This window comes from Streptomyces sp. NPDC111606, assembly GCF_055656945.1.
The window spans coordinates 67,552-84,841 of record NZ_JBVKBY010000014.1 but is presented as its reverse complement, the minus strand read 5'-3'; the positions used below and the strand labels follow the sequence as shown (position 1 = coordinate 84,841).

General features: G+C 72.2%; 16 protein-coding genes. 9 read left to right on the top strand and 7 right to left on the bottom strand.

Annotation, left to right across the window (positions count from 1 at the left end; all coding sequences use genetic code 11):
* The first annotated feature begins 135 nt into the window (after positions 1 to 135).
* The 3 genes from ACZ7M7_RS38285 (at position 136) to ACZ7M7_RS38275 (ending at position 3,211) form a co-directional block, all read left to right on the top strand.
* On the top strand, positions 136 to 1,653 hold the full coding sequence (locus ACZ7M7_RS38285; RefSeq protein WP_472125200.1) for an aromatic amino acid ammonia-lyase: 1,518 nt from the start codon (positions 136 to 138) through the stop codon (positions 1,651 to 1,653).
* On the top strand, positions 1,650 to 2,534 hold the full coding sequence (locus ACZ7M7_RS38280; RefSeq protein ID WP_383613441.1) for a MurR/RpiR family transcriptional regulator: 885 nt from the start codon (positions 1,650 to 1,652) through the stop codon (positions 2,532 to 2,534). The genes ACZ7M7_RS38285 and ACZ7M7_RS38280 overlap by 4 nt, the downstream gene beginning before the upstream one ends.
* 89 nt (positions 2,535 to 2,623) lie before the next feature.
* Positions 2,624 to 3,211, top strand: a complete 588-nt coding sequence (locus tag ACZ7M7_RS38275; protein ID WP_472125197.1) for a hypothetical protein — start codon at positions 2,624 to 2,626, stop codon at positions 3,209 to 3,211.
* Between the two features lies 1 nt (position 3,212).
* Here ACZ7M7_RS38275 and ACZ7M7_RS38270 read toward each other — a convergent pair whose 3' ends face one another.
* From ACZ7M7_RS38270 to ACZ7M7_RS38250, 5 genes are all read right to left on the bottom strand, one after another.
* On the bottom strand, positions 3,213 to 3,587 hold the full coding sequence (locus ACZ7M7_RS38270; RefSeq protein WP_359044022.1) for a roadblock/LC7 domain-containing protein: 375 nt from the start codon (positions 3,585 to 3,587) through the stop codon (positions 3,213 to 3,215).
* Positions 3,588 to 3,601: 14 nt separating this feature from the next.
* Positions 3,602 to 4,099 carry a roadblock/LC7 domain-containing protein gene (locus ACZ7M7_RS38265; RefSeq protein WP_383613435.1) on the bottom strand — a complete coding sequence of 166 codons (498 nt, stop codon included), beginning with the start codon at positions 4,097 to 4,099 and terminating at the stop codon, positions 3,602 to 3,604.
* A gap of 76 nt (positions 4,100 to 4,175) precedes the next feature.
* Positions 4,176 to 4,958 (bottom strand): transcriptional regulator, encoded by a 783-nt coding sequence (locus ACZ7M7_RS38260; RefSeq protein WP_383613432.1) that lies wholly within the window; start codon positions 4,956 to 4,958, stop codon positions 4,176 to 4,178.
* Positions 4,958 to 5,347 carry a hypothetical protein gene (locus ACZ7M7_RS38255; protein WP_383613429.1) on the bottom strand — a complete coding sequence of 130 codons (390 nt, stop codon included), beginning with the start codon at positions 5,345 to 5,347 and terminating at the stop codon, positions 4,958 to 4,960. The genes ACZ7M7_RS38260 and ACZ7M7_RS38255 overlap by 1 nt, the downstream gene beginning before the upstream one ends.
* A gap of 182 nt (positions 5,348 to 5,529) precedes the next feature.
* A complete protein-coding gene (locus ACZ7M7_RS38250) occupies positions 5,530 to 6,936 on the bottom strand; it encodes a type III PLP-dependent enzyme domain-containing protein (protein WP_472125193.1) in 1,407 nt (468 codons plus the stop codon).
* Between the two features lie 164 nt (positions 6,937 to 7,100).
* On the opposite strand from ACZ7M7_RS38250, the gene hutU reads away from it, so the two are divergent.
* The 4 genes from hutU to hutI all read left to right on the top strand — a co-directional run bounded on the left by hutU (position 7,101) and on the right by hutI (position 12,713).
* Positions 7,101 to 8,765 carry a urocanate hydratase gene (hutU, locus tag ACZ7M7_RS38245; RefSeq protein ID WP_383613424.1) on the top strand — a complete coding sequence of 555 codons (1,665 nt, stop codon included), beginning with the start codon at positions 7,101 to 7,103 and terminating at the stop codon, positions 8,763 to 8,765.
* A gap of 107 nt (positions 8,766 to 8,872) precedes the next feature.
* Positions 8,873 to 10,081, top strand: coding sequence for an allantoate amidohydrolase (locus ACZ7M7_RS38240; RefSeq protein ID WP_369276212.1), 1,209 nt, complete (start codon positions 8,873 to 8,875; stop codon positions 10,079 to 10,081).
* Positions 10,078 to 11,427, top strand: coding sequence for a formimidoylglutamate deiminase (locus ACZ7M7_RS38235; protein WP_472125190.1), 1,350 nt, complete (start codon positions 10,078 to 10,080; stop codon positions 11,425 to 11,427). The genes ACZ7M7_RS38240 and ACZ7M7_RS38235 overlap by 4 nt, the downstream gene beginning before the upstream one ends.
* The gene (gene hutI / locus ACZ7M7_RS38230) at positions 11,424 to 12,713 is read left to right on the top strand and encodes an imidazolonepropionase (protein WP_383626463.1); all 1,290 of its coding nucleotides are present in this window, start codon (positions 11,424 to 11,426) and stop codon (positions 12,711 to 12,713) included. The genes ACZ7M7_RS38235 and hutI overlap by 4 nt, the downstream gene beginning before the upstream one ends.
* A 39-nt stretch (positions 12,714 to 12,752) precedes the next feature.
* Here hutI and ACZ7M7_RS38225 read toward each other — a convergent pair whose 3' ends face one another.
* Both ACZ7M7_RS38225 and ACZ7M7_RS38220 read right to left on the bottom strand, forming a co-directional pair.
* A complete protein-coding gene (locus ACZ7M7_RS38225; RefSeq protein ID WP_472125187.1) occupies positions 12,753 to 14,342 on the bottom strand; it encodes an RICIN domain-containing protein in 1,590 nt (529 codons plus the stop codon).
* Between the two features lie 250 nt (positions 14,343 to 14,592).
* Complete coding sequence (locus ACZ7M7_RS38220; protein WP_383613412.1) at positions 14,593 to 15,546, bottom strand: RNA polymerase sigma factor SigF; 954 nt, start codon at positions 15,544 to 15,546, stop codon at positions 14,593 to 14,595.
* Positions 15,547 to 15,783: 237 nt separating this feature from the next.
* Between ACZ7M7_RS38220 and ACZ7M7_RS38215 the strand changes: the two genes are divergently transcribed.
* The gene (locus tag ACZ7M7_RS38215) at positions 15,784 to 16,170 is read left to right on the top strand and encodes an STAS domain-containing protein (RefSeq protein WP_369271502.1); all 387 of its coding nucleotides are present in this window, start codon (positions 15,784 to 15,786) and stop codon (positions 16,168 to 16,170) included.
* A 236-nt stretch (positions 16,171 to 16,406) separates the two neighbouring features.
* Positions 16,407 to 17,000, top strand: coding sequence for an ATP-binding protein (locus ACZ7M7_RS38210; RefSeq protein ID WP_472125184.1), 594 nt, complete (start codon positions 16,407 to 16,409; stop codon positions 16,998 to 17,000).
* The last annotated feature ends 290 nt before the right edge of the window (positions 17,001 to 17,290 follow it).

The window sequence follows — 17,290 nt, the reverse complement described above, 5'->3', positions numbered from 1 at the left end:
CCCTTGCCCGGCTGTATAACGTCATGCAGAGTTCTCGGTAGCTGAATAGGTTGTCAACGGGTTGGTGTAAATCCGAAGTAACGGATGGTCGCTAGGCAAGACCCGATGTCCGGATTGAGGGGAGCTTGGGGCTTTATGTCGTCTCGGATCGTGGACGCGCCGAGTGCTGTGACTTCTGGGCACACCGCCCTGGTCGTCCTCGACGGGATCGGGCTGGGCGTCGAGGACGTCGTACGCCTCGCCGACGGGAGCGCGCGGCCGGTCGCCGCGACCGACGCGATGAAGCGCGCGGAGGCGTCCTGGGACGCCGCCCGCCTCATCGCCGCGACCGGGCGGGTCTACGGCCGTTCCACCGGCGTGGGCGCCAACCGGAACGAGGACGTGCCCACCGAGGCCGCCGCCGAACACGGTCTGCGTCTGCTGCGCAGCCACGCCGGCGCCATCGGCGCGGAGCTGCCCGCCCGGCAGGTGCGGGCCATGCTCGCCGTACGGGCCAACCAACTGCTGGCCGGCGGCGCGGGCCTCAGGCCCACCGTCATCACGGCGATGTGCGAGGCGCTGGAGAGCGGCGCCCACCCGGTCGTGAACGAGTTCGGCTCGGTCGGCACCGGCGACCTGGCGGCGCTCGCGCAGACCGGACTCGCGCTGGCCGGCGAACATCCGTGGCGGGGGCCCGGCGCCCCCGAGGCGCAGCCGCTCGACAACAACGACGCCCTCGCGTTCATCAGCAGCAACGCCCTCACCCTCGGCCAGGCCGCCCTCGCGCTGCACGAACTGCGCGGGCTCGTCGCCGCCACCCAGGTCGTCGCCGCGCTGTCACTGCTGGCCGTCGACGGCTCCCACGAGGCGTACGCCGCTCCCGTGCACACCGCCCGACCGCACCGGGGCAGCTCCGAAGTCGCCCGCGAGATGCGGGAGTTCATCGGCGCCGAGGACCGGCCCACCCCTCCGCTGGGCAGGCTCCAGGACCCGTACGGCTTCCGCTGCCTGCCGCAGATCCACGGCCCCGCGCACGACGCGGCCGACGCCCTGGAGCAGGTGCTGGCGGTCGAGATCAACGCGGCCGCCGAGAACCCCCTCATCTCCCCCGAGGACATGGCCGCCTACCACCACGGCGGCTTCTACCAGGCCCAACTCGCTCTCTCCCTGGACCACTTCAGGCTGGCCCTGACCCAGGTGGCGCGGCTGTCGACGTCCCGGCTGTCGACCCTCAACGAGCCCGCCTACACCCGCCTGAAGCCCTTCCTCGCCGACCAGGAGCCCGCCTCGTCCGGCGTGATGATCCTGGAGTACGCCGCCGGTGCCGCCCTCGGCGACCTGCGCGCGTTCTCGGCCCCCGCCTCGCTCGGCCACGCTGTACTCTCCCGGGGCGTGGAGGAGCAGGCCAGTTTCGCCTCGCTCGCCGCGCGGCAGACACTGCGCGCGTGCGACGCGTACCGTCTCGTCGTCGGCTGTGAACTTGTCGCCGCCGTACGGGCGTTGCGGCTGCGCGGCCTCAGGCCCGAACCGGAGCTCGGCGTGAGCCGGGCGCTGGAGCTGGCCGAGTCGGTGCTCGACGACGACCTGGCCGACCGTCCGCTCACCGACGACGTGACGGCGGCGGCAGCACTGCTGGACCGGTTCACGGACATCTGGAGGGGGAGCGCCGCATGAGCGCGGACAGGACCACGAGCGGGACGGCCCACGGAACGTCCCATGGGGCCGACAGCCCCGCCGCGCGTCTCCAGGCGCTCTTCGAGGGGCACCGGCTGACCCCGACTCAGCGGCGCATCGCGCACAGCATGGTGCGGCGGGCCGCCGACGTGCCGTTCCTGTCCAGCGTGGAGCTGGCCGAGCTGGCCGGGGTCAGCCAGCCGTCCGTGACCCGTTTCGCCGTCGCCCTCGGCTTCGACGGCTACCCCGCCCTGCGCAGGCACCTGCGCGAGGTCGCGCCCGTGGAGCCCGCGGCGGACGCGGGCTCGTACAACGAGTACCAGCAGGCCGTCGAGGCCGAGATCGAGAACCTGCGGCACCTCGCTGAGGTGCTCGCCGATCCGCGCCCGGTGCAGAAGGCCGGACGCCTGCTCGCGGCCTCCCGCCCCCTGCCCGTGCTGGGCCTGCGGGCCGCGGCCTCCCAGGCGTACGGCTTCGCCTACTTCGCCGCCAAGGTCCACCCCGACGTACGGCTGCTGCACGAGGGCGGCACGATGATCCACGACCGGATCGACGCCGCCGTACGGGCCGGCGCGACGGCCCTGCTCTGCTTCGCGCTGCCCCGGCATCCGCGCGAGGTCGTGGACACCCTGGCCTACGCCAAGGAGGCCGGACTGACGGTCGTGACGGTCGCGGACTCCGCCTTCGCGCCGGTCGCCAAGGTCTCCGACCTGCTGCTGCCCGCCGCCGTCGGCACGGGCCTCGCCTTCGACACGGCCTGCGCGCCGATGCTGCTGGGCCGGGTCCTGCTGGAGGCGATGTGCGACGACCTGCCCGACGCCCAGGCGCGACTGGAGGAGTTCGACGCGCGGGCGGCGGTACGGGGGCTGTTCGTCGAGTGAGTTCCTGAGAGCTTCTTAAGGCTCGTCTCACGTTGGCTGGCTAGCGTGCGCGCACAGCTACTGGACAGTGCTGGGACGGGAGGCGGAACGTGGCACGCGGTGGAGGGCAGGGGCTGGCTCGGGTGGCCGTCGTCGTACGGGCCGGGGCGGCGCCGTTGTGGTGGCTCGGGGTGTTCGCGGCGGGGACCGGCGTGCTGGTGCCGGGCATCACGGGCCGCAGGATCGGCGTGCTGGGCGGCGCCGCGCTGTTCATCGTCACGGTGGCCGTGGTGGCGTCCGTGCGTCGCAAGCGCTACACCGCGCTGATCGGCTCGGCCACCCGCGCCGGCAAGCAGGACGTGCTCCAGGACCGCGCGGTCGCCGTGCGCAACTGGCGCCGGGGCCACCGCTGGTGGCTGATCCTGGCGTTCCTCGCCGCGCTGGGCAGCGCCTTCGCGGTGCCGGCGGCGGGCGGGATGCTTCTCGCGGGGTGCGGGGCCGGGCTGCGGCTCAAGGCCGCGTGGCTCGGACGGCTGGAGCGGGCCGGGAAGGCCCTGCTGTGGGCGCGGGTCGACTGGCTCGACGGCCGGGGCGGCCGCCCCGCGGGCAAGGCCGTGAAGGGCTACCGCACCACGGGTGTCGCCGCGGGCGACGCGGCCCCCGGAGGGGCCCGCCGCCGCACCGCGGCGCTCGTGTAGGTCAGACCTCCAGGTCCTCCTCGATCTTCTTCAACTGGTGCCTGGCCATGGCCAGGTTGGCGCGCTTGCCGTCGAGGACCAGGTACAGGAAGAGACCGTTGCCCCCGCGCCCGGCGATCAGCCGGATCAGGTGGTACTGGTCGCTGAGGGTGATCAGGATGTCCTCGATGCCGCCCTTCAGGCCGAGGTGCTCCATCGTGCGCATCTTGGCGCGGACGACGTCGGTGTTGCCGGCGGCGGCGACATTGAGGTCGAAGCTCTTGCCGCCGCCCAGAGTGCCCAGTGCCATTCCGCTGGTGTAGTCGACGAGCGCGACCCCGGTCGCGCCCTCGATCGAAGCGAGGCATTCCTTCAGCGTGGTCTCGGTGTTGGCCATGACGTGTGTTCCTCTCAACTCTCCGTAGTGGTGCGCGCGTTGGTGTTGGTGCGTGCGGCGCGCGCGGTTTTCGTGCGGGTGGGCATGGGTTTGGCGGGCTCCTTGGCCGCGCTCTTGGCAGGGCTGCGGCGCACAGGAGTCGCCTCCGCGTCGACGAGCTCCCCGATACGGGCACCCGCGCGGCGGCCCTCCAGGTGCAGCCGGCCGACGTTGACGCCGTCCTGGGCGAGCAGCGTCAGCACGGCGGTACGGCCCGCGGCGTACGTCGCCACATAGCCCTCCGTGCCGCGCATGAGCAGTTCGCGGAAGTCGCCGCGGCCGGTCGCGTCCGTCACCCGCACCGCGACGCCGAGCGCGGCGGCGGTGAGGGCGGCGAGGCCGTCCGGTTCGACGCCGGGGGTGTCGTGGGCGAGGACGAGGCCGTCCACACCGGCCGCGAGTGCTCCGGTCAGCTGGGGCACGCGGGCTCTGAGCCGGCGGAATTCGTCGAGTATCGGGGCCTCGGCCGCCATCAGGTGTCTCCTCTCGGCGCGGGACCGCCGCGGCTCGGGCGGCCCGGGCGGCTCGCGGTCCTCGAAGGGTTTGCGGTCAAAGGGCCTCCAGCGCATCCCTGACCCTCTTCAGCAGCGCGATGTAGGGATCGGCTGGGTCGGACGGGGGGTCTTCGACGGCGGGCGGCGGCTGCGGGGCCACGAGCCCCGCCGCGGCCAGCCGCCGTATGTGCACGAGCGTGTGGAACGCCGGTCTGCCCAGCTCCCGGGCGATGTCCGTGGCCCGCCGTACGCCGTCCACCCGGGCGAGTACGGCGGCCTGCCGGGGCGGCACCGCGGGCGCCGCGACCGGGTCGGCCCGGATCAGGGGCGCGCCGTCCGTCGCCGGGTCGGGCCAGATGCCCAGCAGCAGGGCCCGGCGGCGCAGCGTCTCGCGCTCCACGGCGACGACCGGCACGGGATGCACGGAGGCGAGCCAGTGCGCGGTGCCGTAGCGGAAGCGGCCGGGCGTGCTGCTGGGGGCGAGCGCGAAGTACGCGGCGTCGTACAGGGCGCTCACCTGCGCCAGCTCCAGCGCCCCCGGCGTGACACCGTGCCGCAGCAGCCGACCCTCGTCGGCGCTGTCCTCGGCGTCCCGCCAGGCCTCGGCGCCGAGCATGCCGTGGGCCGTGAGGAGCTCGTCGAGACCGGGAGCGAGCGGACTCTCGGCGTGCACCACCCGGCCCTCGGCGAGGTGGAGCGTGCCGTGCTCGCGGTCCAGGACGCCGGTGGCCCGCTCGTCCGCGAGACGGGTCAGCATCGGGGAGACACCGCCCGCCCGCTGGTGCGCAGTCTGCCGGTCCCGTACCGGCAGCCGCGGTGGTGGCGTGACCACGGTCATCACAGCACCAGCCGTTCGGCCATCTCGCCCAGCCGGATGCGGGCCAGCGCGAGATTGCCTTCCGCGCGGGCCAGCCACAGGTACAGGAACACGCTGCTGTCGAACGTCGTCGGCACGAACCGGAGCACGTGATAGCTGTCCCGGTTGCTGAGGATCACGTCCTCGACGGGCGGATCCGTGGCGTCGGAGCCGTCCTCCGGCCCGAAGGCGTGCTGCTCGGCGGCCAGCCGTGCCAGCTCCGCCGCCTCGGCGGCCGCCGTCTCGTGGTCACCGCCCGGAGGATCGCCCACCGTGCCCAGGGCCAGCCCGCTCGTCCAGTCGACCAACGCAGCACCACGCGCACCTGGCAGCCGCATCGTCTCCAGCAAGCACTCGTCGATTCCGGGCACCGTCGCTCCCCTCCCGCCTCGGGGTCCGGCTGAGTGACCGCCAAACTACGCAACGTGTGTGCGGTGAGTGAGCGTTCGGGCATTTTCCAGTGGAACATGCGCCGAGTGACTAGGGTGGGTCAACTGACCCTGTTTTCCAGTGGCTTGATCGCATATGGCGTACTGCTGGGTATTGACCTACGTCAACGGCGCTCCGGCGTGGCCAGGGTGGTGAGCGAGGTCGCGTGCGCCCCTCCCGATTCGGCCACGATCTCGTCGAGCGTCTGCGGCTCGCGCACGGTCGCGAAGGCGATGCCCCCGGACCCGTCCGGCACGAAACCGTGGATGCCGGGCCGGGCCAGGGAGTTGTACGCGTAGTGGTGCGCGAAGTAGTACGCCCCCGTGTCCAGCGCCGCCGCGAAGTCCCCCTGCTCCAGCAACGGCAGCGCGGCCCCCTCGGCCAGCAGGTCCCCGGAGAAACAGGCCGGCCCGGCCACGTCCTGCACCACGGCCGGACCCTCCTTCGGATGCCCCTTGCCGTCGTACGCGGCGATCCTGAGCGGCCAGCTCCCCGGCGCGTACACCGTCCGCGTGGCGACCTGCACCCCCGCGTGCGTCACCGCCACCGGCCGCCCGCCCGCGCTCTTGGCGTACTCGACCCGCGCCACGACCGTCCCGTGCTTGGCCAGCAGCGACCGGCCGAACTCGGTGACCAGCCCGTACCGCCCGTCGAACAGCCCGGGCACCGCCTCGCCCAGCAGCCGCACGTATTGCGCATACGTCGGTGTCGTCACGTCCGAGGCGAAGTTCACCGGCAGCCCGCCGCCGATGTCGAGCGTGTCGATCTGCCGCCGGCCGATCCGCCGGTTGATCTCCTCGGCGAGCGCATACGCCTCGGCGACCCCCTGCGCCATGAGCGACAGCGGGATGCCCTGCGACCCGGTGTGCGCATGCAGCCGCGTCAGCCACGGGCGGTCCTGATATGCCCGTACGACCCACTCCCGCGCCCCCTCGTCGCGCAGCGCCACGCCGAACTTCGACGTCGCCGTGGCCGTGGACGTCGCCTCGATGGAACCCCCGCCGACCTGCGGGTTCACCCGGATCCCGAGCGGCGAGCGGCTGGCCGCCGACCTCATCAGGGCGTCGATGCGGTCCAGCTCCTGCGGGTTGTCCGCGTTGACGGCGATGCCCAGCGCCAGCGCCTCCCGCAGCTCGGCCGGCGTCTTGGCGGGCGAGTCCAGGACCGTCATCTCCGGACCCAGCCCCGCCGCCCGTGCCAGCGCCAGCTCACCCGGGCTCGCCACCTCCGCGCCGATGCCCTCCTCGCGCAGCAGCCGCACCACCGCCACCAGCGGGGTCGCCTTCACCGCGAAGGCGTGCAGCACGGGCGTGCCCGGCACCACCACCGCGTCGAACGCCGCCCGCAGCGCCCTCGCCGACTCCCGGATGCCGGTGACGTCGAGCAGGCCGGCGATCGGAGTGCCGGGCCCGAGCAGCCCTTGCTCCACGGCCGCCCGCACCGCCTCGTCCCGCCGGGCCACCCGCTCCGCGTCATGCGCCGGGATCCCGGCTCCGCTGCCCGCTCCGTTGTCCACAACATCCCCCGTCATGTCGTCGCCCCCTGTCGCGTCGTCGTAGGAGCCCACGCATCCAGCCAAACATCCGGGACGCGCCGATGCTGGCGCACGGATGTATTGACTAGTTCTATTCAGGCGTCCAGGATGTGAATACCAACCTCAACAGTTCGCAGTCACAGTCCGCTGGGAGGCAGACCATGTCAGGACCCCGCCCCGTCCGAGCACCGCGCGGTACGGAACTGAGTGCCCTGGGATGGCAGCAGGAAGCCGCCCTGCGGATGCTGCAGAACAACCTCGACCCCGAGGTCGCCGAGCACCCCGACAAGCTCGTCGTCTACGGCGGCACCGGCAAGGCCGCCCGCGACTGGCGCTCCTTCGACGCGATGGTGCGCACGCTGAAGGGCCTCAAGCAGGACGAGACGATGCTCGTCCAGTCCGGCCGCCCCGTCGGCGTCATGCAGACCCACGAGTGGGCCCCGCGCGTCCTCATCGCCAACTCCAACCTCGTCGGCGACTGGGCCAACTGGGAGGAGTTCCGGCGCCTGGAACAGCTGGGTCTGACCATGTACGGCCAGATGACGGCCGGCTCCTGGATCTACATCGGCACCCAGGGCATCCTCCAGGGCACCTACGAGACCTTCGCCGCCGTCGCCGCGAAGAAGTTCAACGGCACCCTCGCCGGGACGATCACCCTCACCGCCGGCCTCGGCGGCATGGGCGGCGCCCAGCCGCTCGCCGTGACCATGAACGACGGCGTCGCGATCTGCATCGACTGCGACCCGCGTGCCATCGAGCGGCGCATCGAGCACCGGTACCTCGATGTGAAGGCCGACTCCCTCGACCACGCCCTCCAGCTGGCCACCGAGGCCCGTGACGCCCGCCGTCCGCTGTCCATCGGCGTCCTCGGCAACGCGGCCGAACTGCTCCCGCAGCTCCTGTCGATGGGCGCCCCCATCGACATCGTCACCGACCAGACCTCGGCACACGACCCGCTGGCGTACCTGCCGCTGGGCGTCGACTTCGACGACATGGGCTCCTACGCGGCCAAGGACCCGGCCGGCTTCACCACCCGGGCCCGCGAGTCCATGGCCAAGCACGTCGAGGCCATGGTCGGCTTCATGGACGCCGGCGCCGAGGTCTTCGACTACGGCAACTCGATCCGCGGCGAGGCCCAACTCGCCGGGTACGACCGCGCGTTCGCCTTCCCCGGCTTTGTGCCGGCCTACATCCGCCCCCTGTTCTGCGAGGGCAAGGGTCCCTTCCGCTGGGCCGCCCTCTCGGGCGACCCGGCCGACATCGCCAAGACCGACAAGGCGATCCTGGACCTCTTCCCGGAGAACGAGTCCCTCGCCCGCTGGATCAAGCTGGCCGGCGAGCGGGTGCACTTCCAGGGGCTGCCCGCGCGCATCTGCTGGCTCGGCTACGGCGAGCGGGACAAGGCCGGCGAGCGCTTCAACGACATGGTGGCTTCGGGCGAGCTCGCCGCACCGCTGGCCATCGGGCGCGACCACCTCGACTGCGGTTCCGTCGCCTCTCCCTACCGTGAGACCGAGGCCATGCTCGACGGGTCCGACGCGATCGCCGACTGGCCGCTGCTGAACGCCATGGTGAACGTGGCGTCCGGCGCGTCGTGGGTGTCCCTTCACCACGGGGGCGGCGTGGGGATGGGGCGGTCCATCCACGCGGGCCAGGTGACGGTGGCCGACGGCACGAAGCTCGGCGGCGAGAAGATTCGCCGGGTCCTCACGAACGACCCCGGGATGGGCGTCATCCGGCATGTCGACGCCGGGTACGACATCGCGGAGTCGGTTGCCGACGAGCGGGACGTCCGCGTCCCGATGCGCGAAGGTGACGACGCGTGACTCAGCATTCGGGCGGGCACGGCAACTCTTCGGTGGGGGCTGAGGTCTCGTCGCCGAGTGCGGGCCCACAGCCTGTGCCGGGGCCCGCCGGCCGCTCGTTCCACGACATGTGGCGCGATCTGCTCCCCATCGGTCGGCACCCCGCCTCCCGCGGGTACCGGCGCTTCGCCTGGACCGGTGTGGACCTCGAATGCCGGGCCTGGTTCAAGGAGCAGGCCGAAGCGCGCGGGCTCGCTTACGAGGTCGACCGCAACGGGAACCAGTGGGCCTGGCTCGGGGACCCTGCTGCCGGGGACGCGGTCGTCACCGGGTCGCATCTGGACTCGGTGCCGGACGGGGGCGCCTTCGACGGGCCCCTCGGAGTCGTGTCCTCCTTCGCCGCGCTCGATGAACTGCGCGGCAGAGGCGCCGACTTCACCAAGCCCCTCGCCATCGTCAACTTCGGCGACGAGGAGGGCGCCAGGTTCGGGCTCGCCTGTGTCGGGTCCCGGCTCACCGGCGGGCAGCTCACCGTCGAGGGCGCCCACAAGCTGACCGACGGCGAGGGCGTCAGCCTGCCCCGGGCCATGGAGGCCGCCGGCTACGACCCCGACACCATCGGCGCCGATCCGGAGCGGCTCGCCCGCATCGGGGCCTTCGTCGAGCTCCATGTCGAGCAGGGCCGTGCCCTCGACCTGTCCGGCGACCGGGTCGGCATCGCCAGCGCCATCTGGCCGCACGGCCGGTGGCGGTTCGACTTCCGGGGCGAGGCCAACCACGCGGGGACCACACGGCTCGTGGACCGGCGCGACCCCATGCTGTCGTACGCCGAGACCGTGCTCGCCGCCCGCCGCGAGGCCGAACTCGCCGGTGCCGTCGCCACCTTCGGCAAGATCGCCGTGGAGCCCAACGGCGTCAACGCCATCCCCTCCCTGGTGCGCGGCTGGCTCGACTCCCGTGCCGAGGACCAGGCGAGCCTGGACCGTGTCGTCGGGGGCGTCGAGAAGGCGGCCCGCGAGTACGCGGCAGCCCACGGCATCGACCTCGACGTCGTCCGCGAGTCCTTCACGCCGGTCGTCGAGTTCGACCACGCCCTGCGCGACGAACTCGCCCGCATCCTCGGCCAGGAGCGGGAACCCGAGCTCAAGGTCCCCGTCCTGGGCACCGGCGCAGGACACGACGCCGGAATCCTGTCCGGGAGCATCCCGACCGCCATGCTGTTCGTACGCAACCCCACGGGCGTCTCGCACTCCCCGGCCGAGTTCGCCGCCGAGGACGACTGCGTGGCCGGAGTCATCGCCCTCGCCGACGTACTGGAAGGACTGGCCTGCACGTGACGCCCACCCAGCGGACCCGTACCTACTGGCTGGAACACGCCTGGCTCGGCACCCACGTCGAGCCGGGAGTGGCCGTCGAGGTCGCGGACGGCCGCATCGCCGCCGTCCGCACCGGCACGCAAACCCCGCCTCCGGGCGCCGAGATCCTCCGCGGGCTGACGCTCCCCGGCCTCTCCAACGCCCACTCCCACGCCTTCCACCGCGCCCTGCGCTCCACGGTCCAGGTCGGCTCCGGCACCTTCTGGACCTGGCGTGAGGTCATGTACGCCACCGCCGACCGGCTGACCCCCGAGACCTACCGCGAACTCGCCCGCGCGGTGTACGCGGAGATGGCGCTGGCGGGGGTCACGTCCGTCGGCGAGTTCCACTACGTGCATCACGCGCCGGGCGGCACCCCCTACGCCGACCCCAACGCCATGGGCGAGGCCCTCGTCGAGGCCGCCGCCGACGCCGGCATCCGCATCACCCTCCTCGACACCGTGTACCTGTCCTCCGGCTTCGGACAGCCCCCCGACAACCACCAGCTCCGCTTCTCCGACGGCAGCGCGGAGGCCTGGGCCGAACGCTGTTCAGTTCTCAAGGACCGGGATCACGCACGGATCGGGGCGGCGATCCACTCCGTACGGGCCGTGCCCGCCGACCAGTTGGCGATCGTGGCGCGGTGGGCCGAGGAGCGGCGGGCCCCGCTGCATGTGCACCTGTCCGAGCAGACCGCCGAGAACGACGCCTGCCGGGAGGCCCACGGCTGCACGCCCACCCGGCTGCTCGCCGACCACGGGGTCCTCGGGCCGCACACCACCGGCGTCCACAACACCCACCTCACCGACGAGGACGTCGCCCTCATCGGCGGCAGCGGCACCGGCACCTGCATGTGCCCGACCACCGAGCGGGACCTGGCGGACGGCATCGGACCAGCCGTCGCCCTCCAGCGGGCCGGCTCCCCGCTCTCCCTCGGCTCCGACAGCCACGCCGTGATCGACCTGCTCGAAGAGGCGCGCGCCATGGAGCTGAACGAGCGCCTGCGCACCCGGACGCGGGGTCACTGGACGGCGGCGGCCCTCCTGCGGGCGGCTTCGGCCGACGGCCACGCCGCCCTCGGCTGGGACGGCGCCGGAGCCATCGAACCCGGCGCGCTCGCCGACCTCACGACGATCGCGCTCGACTCGGTCAGGACGGCAGGGCCGCTTGCGCGGCTCGGGGCCGAGACGGCGGTATTCGCTGCGTCGGCAGCAGACGTGTCGCATACGGTCGTGGGAGGTCGGCATGTCGTGCGCGACAGGGTCCACACCCTCGTACCGGATGTGCCGAAAGCCCTCGCGGACGCCGTCGAAGCCCTGCGCGGATGACGCGGAGCCGCCCACCCGCGCGGCCCGCCCCCGAACCCGACCCCACAGCCGACCAGGCCACCAAGGACGCCATGAGCAACGCGACGACCGTCAGCCCCGCCCACTCCGCGAGCACCGCAAGCACGCTCATCACCAACATCGCCGCCCTGGTCACCAACGACCCCTCCCTCGGTGACAATTCCCCCCTCGGACTGATCCAGGACGCGGCCGTCGTCATCGAGGGCGACCGCATCGCGTGGACCGGTGATCAAAGCAAAGCACCCGCCACTGACAATCGGGTCGACGCCGGTGGCAGGGCGGTCGTCCCGGGCTTCGTGGACTCCCACTCCCACCTCGTCTTCGCGGGCGACCGGACGCAGGAGTTCAACGCCCGGATGTCGGGGCGGCCGTACAGCGCGGGCGGCATCCGCACGACCGTCGCGGCCACCAGGGCGGCGAGCGACGAGGACCTGGAGCGCAACCTCACGCACTACCTCGCCGAGGCCCTGCGTCAGGGCACGACCACCTTCGAGACCAAGTCCGGCTACGGCCTGACGGTCGAGGACGAGGCCCGCGCCCTGCGCATCGCCGCCGCCCACACCGACGAGGTCACCTTCCTCGGCGCCCACATCGTCTCCCCGGACCACGCCGACGACCCGGCCGCCTACGTCGCCCTCGTCACCGGCGAGATGCTCGACGCCTGTGCGCCGCACGCGCGTTGGATCGACGTCTTCTGCGAGAAGGGCGCCTTCGACGGCGACCAGGCCCGCGCGATCCTCACCGCCGGCAAGGCCAAGGGCCTGCACCCCCGCGTCCACGCCAACCAGCTCTCCTACGGCCCCGGCGTGCAACTCGCGGTCGAACTGGACGCCGCCAGCGCCGACCACTGCACCCACCTGACGGATGACGACGTCGACGCCCTCGCGAACGGCAACACGGTCGCCACGCTCCTGCCCGGCGCCGAGTTCTCCACCCGCGCCCAGTGGCCCGACGCCCGCCGCCTCCTCGACGCGGGAGCCACCGTCGCCCTGTCCACCGACTGCAACCCGGGCTCGTCCTTCACCTCGTCCGTCCCGTTCTGCATCGCGCTCGCGGTACGGGACATGGGGATGACCCCGGACGAGGCGATCTGGTCGGCCACCGCGGGCGGCGCGGCGGCCCTGAGGCGCGACGACATCGGCCGCCTCACCCCGGGCGCTCGCGCCGACCTGCTCCTGCTCGACGCACCGAGCCATGTGCACCTGGCCTACCGCCCGGGCGTGCCGCTGGTCAGCCAGGTGTGGCGACGCGGCGTACGCGAGGCCTGAGCCCGAAGGGCCGCCCAGCCCAGGGCCCTTGCACCTGGGCTAGGCGGCCCCCGCCTTCCAGCGCTGGCCGCCGCCGCTGCTCACCGACTCCAGCGACAGCCCGTCCCCGGCACCCCCCGCCGGGGTCACCGCCGTCCCGAAGGCGATGGCGGGGCGGATCACGCCGTCGCCGTCCACCACGAACATCAGGTTCTGACCGTTGCGACCCTCCACCGAGTCGCACGTCCAGACCCCGACGCCCCGGTCCGTCGAACCACGGCTGTCCAGGCAGTAGTCGGGATCGGCGGACGACTGGAGCACACCGCGATCCGCGTCGACCCGCCAGCGCTGGGTGCCGGACGACGTGCAGGGAGCCGTGATCACGTCGGTCCCGTTGAAGAAGGCGCCGCCCACGTCCAGGCACAGCCCCGAGGCGACGTTCACGACCTGGGCATACGTGCCGCTCGGCGGGTGCGTGGGGGAGGGCTTCGGCTGGGGGCCGGCCGTCTTCGTCGGCGTCGGACTCTTTGTGGGCGACGGCGACTTGGAGCTCCGCGACGGTGACGGTGAGGGCGACGGCGACGAGGGCGACGGCGTCGCCGACACGGTGGCCGTCACCGTGACCGCCACCGGCGGCACGCTCACCGGAATGCCGACCGCGCCCACCGGATCCTGCGACGACGAGCCGCCCTGGGCCACCAGGAACGCCACCAGCGGCAGCAACGCCACCCCGAGCGCCGCCGACACCAGCACCACCCGGCGACGATCGGACGGCCATCCCGGCACCGGCCAGCTCCTCTTCGCGGCAAGGCGGGCGGCGGCACCCCCGCGCCGCGCGCCCTCCCGCTCTCCCGGAACGCCCGCCGCGTACGCCGTCCCGCCCCACGGCAGCAGCCCCTCGGCCAGCGCCGTGCGCGGTGAGTCCCGCAGGGCCGACAGTTCCTCGTACGCCGTCGTGCAGTGCGGGCAGCGGGCCATGTGGGCGTGCAGATCGGCGCTGTCGCGGGGACTGTCCGGCCGTACGGACTCCTCTATGAGGCGGCCGAAGTCGGAGCAGTCGAGGTCGTCGGAGGCGGTGAGACGGGCGCGCAGACAGGACCGGGCGAGCAGCTGGAGCGCCGGGGCCGTGCCGTACGTGACGTCCTCGCGGGTGACGCCGAGGAGGCCCGCCGTCCGGTCCGCCGGCTCCCGCTCCACCAGGCCGTACCAGATCAGGCCCTGGGTGCGGGACGGAAGGGTCTGGAACGCCGTCAGCATGGGCGGGACCGGGCCGGAGGGGCCGGCCGTGTTCAGCACGAGCAGCAGTCCCGCGTCGAGGCCCGCCGCCCGTTCGTCCATGGCCCAGGTCCCGGCCAGCCGGGCGGTCAGCATCAGCAGTTGGTGCCGCCAGGGCAGTCCGGGGTCGATGCCGCGCGCGGTCTGACGGGCCGCCAGGGTGAACGCCTGGGCCGCCAGCTGCCGGGCCATGGAGTCGTTCGGGGTGCACAGGCGGGCGTAGGCGAGGACGGATGCGTGATGGCGGGCGCGCAGCTCCTGGAGGGCCGGATACGCGGTGGCCGTGTCGGCGCGCAGCAGTTCGGTGAGCCGTGCGTCGGCCGCGCCCGTGTGCATCCCACGGTCACGGTCCCCACCGTCGTCGGCCCGAGCCATCCGCCTGCCTCCTTGCAGCCGTGCGACCCGTCCGGAGTCCTGACCTACCGGCGGGTATGACGGCTCATAGTGGAGGAAGGGAAGCCGTGGGGAAAGGGTTTCTGTGGGTAACCCGTGAGCCGCGCATGCACGGCAGGGCGGGACGCATCCGTTCCCCGAACGCGCTGTGCCCGGTGTCCCGCCGACGGAATTCGGCAGGGCACCGGGCACAGCGCAGGTCAGCGCGGAGGAGACGCCACTCCTGGATGGATCACTCCTCGACCGTCAGCCCCTTGCGGAGCCGGACCAACGTCCGCGACAGCAGTCGCGACACATGCATCTGCGAGATGCCGAGTTCTTCGCCGATCTCCGACTGGGTCATGCCCGCCACGAATCTCAGGGACAGGATCTTCCGGTCCCGGGGCGGCAGTTCGGCGATGAGCGGCTTCAAGGACTCGACGTACTCGATGCCTTCGATCCCGTGGTCCTCGTAGCCGATCCGGTCGGCCAGCGCGCCCTCGGCGTCGTCCTCCTCGGGCTGGGCGTCCAGCGACGAGGCGGTGTACGCGTTCGACGCCGCCATGCCCTCGACGACCTCGTCGTTGCTCAGGCCGAGGCGCTCCGCCAGTTCCGCCACGGTCGGGGCGCGGTCGAGCTTCTGGGCCAGTTCGTCCCCGGCCTTGGCCAGGTCGAGCCGGAGCTCCTGAAGCCGACGCGGTACCCGCACCGACCACGACGTGTCGCGGAAGAAGCGCTTGATCTCACCGATGATGGTCGGCATCGCGAAGGTGGGGAACTCCACGCCGCGGCTGAGTTCGAAGCGGTCGATCGCCTTGATCAGGCCGATGGTGCCGACCTGGATGATGTCCTCCATCGGCTCGCTGCGCGAGCGGAAGCGGGAGGCGGCGAACTTGACCAGCGCGAGGTTGAGTTCGACGAGCGTGTTGCGGACGTACGAGTACTCGTGGGTCCCTTCCTCCAGCGACTCCAGCCGCTCGAAGAGGGTCTTGGACAGGGCCCGCGCGTCCACCGGCCCCACCTCGTCGTACGGCGGGATGTCCGGAAGTCCGGCGAGCGCGTCGTCCTGACCGAACTCCTGACCGAAGTCCTGTTCGGGACGTACGTCGGCGCTCAACTCGATGGGATCCAGCTGTTCCGGTTGGGATGCCGACGTCGCGCTCTGGGTATGCGATGCGTCGAGCCGGGGTGACATGATGTCCTCCATCGTTCTCGGCATTCGGCTGCCGAAGCCTGCGTGCACTGCGGTGTGCGGCGCCTCCAAAGCCGGCCGAGTCGGTTACGTGTCTTTACTAGCCCTACCCGCTTTCAGGAGCCCACCGCAAGTGCGCTCTGGTCTGAAATGTCCGATTCTGGGTGGATGTTCGGGTGTTCGGAGGCGTAGGGAGGGCGTAGTGTTCGACAGCGTCAGTCAGCAGCCAGGACGTCGGGAGTGAGAGACGGCATGGACCGCGGGACGGTCGGCAGCGCACAGTCTGGCCGACTTCTGGTCGAGGTGCGGGAAGAGGGCGTCAGCGCCGTCGTGACCCCGGCAGGTGAGTTGGATCACCACACCGCCGATTTGTTGCGTGAGCCACTCGAGGATTGCCTCGAGAAGGGCTTCAGTCGGCTGGTCGTCGACTGCTCGCGACTGGAGTTCTGTGACTCCACGGGTCTGAACGTGCTGCTCGGGGCCCGGCTGAAGGCGGAAGCCGCCGGTGGCGGGGTGCATCTCGCGGGGATGCTGCCCGTGGTCGCACGCGTGTTCGAGATTACGGGAGCCGAGGCCGTCTTCACGGTCCACGACTCGCTCGACGCCGCCCTGGCCGACGAGGCCGACGGGGCGGGTTGACCCCCCGCGTCCGGCTCTGCATCAGACGTCACATCATTCATGCCGAATACAGGGGTGTTCCCTCGGCTCGGTCGGGCAGGAGACATCCTGAAACCCCTCGGCTGTGATGTCGGCCACCGGGGTGGGGGCTGTGACCGACGTATCAGGCAAGGACCGTGTACTGGCGTACTGACTCTACGTACTGACTTCTGAATCGTGTGAACGTTGAACTGGTGAATCGGTGAGGTGAAGCGCTGATGAGCACCACCCGGCCTTTCTCGCCGGGCGACCGCGGCCCTGAGCCCAGCGGCGCTTCGGGGGCGTCCGAGAGCGGCATGCCGGCCATGGGGAGCTCCGACGAGGGCTCCGCGGCGGCCGGAGGGCCCGGAGGGGGCACCGTGCCGTCCCTGAGCCCCGTGGAGTCCGCCGAGGTGTCGGCGGGGCGGCAGGTCCGCCGGCTGGTCCTCGAGGGCCAGAGCGGCGTCGTCCCGCTCGCCCGTGACTTCGCCCGCCAGGCGCTGTACGCGTGGGGCTGGCTCCCCGCTGCCACCGCCGACCAGCGGGCCGCCGCGGAGGATGTGCTGCTCGTCGTGTCCGAGCTGGTCACCAACGCCTGCCTGCACGCCGAGGGGCCGGACGAGTTGTGGATCGCCTGCGACAACAAGGTGATCCGGGTCGAGGTCTCCGACAAGGGCACGGGCCAGCCGGCGCCGCGCACGCCGCACCGCGCGGGGCGTCCCGGCGGCCACGGCATGTTCATCGTGCAGCGGCTGTGTCTGGACTGGGGCGTCATGCGGACGCCGGGGGTCGCGGGCAAGACGGTGTGGGCGGAGCTGGGAGCGCCGGCGTAGGTCACCCGTTCGGCCTGCCGTACAGGAAATTCGTTTCCGCACCGCCGCGGCGCCGCTCTACGCTCCCTGCAACGCGCTGACGGAGACAAGTAGCCCGGGTCCGCGAGCCGAGAGAGCCGCCGTTCGCTGTGAAAGCGGCCTCGCGCCCAGGTGAATCCACTCCCGAGTGCGGGGAGGAAATGCCCCGCCGGGCCGGCCCCCGTCACCGGGCCCGAACGAGTCCGCCGTACGGCGGTGAAGGCGTGGTGGCACCGCGAGCACCCTCTCGCCCACGCCCCGAGGGACCACCC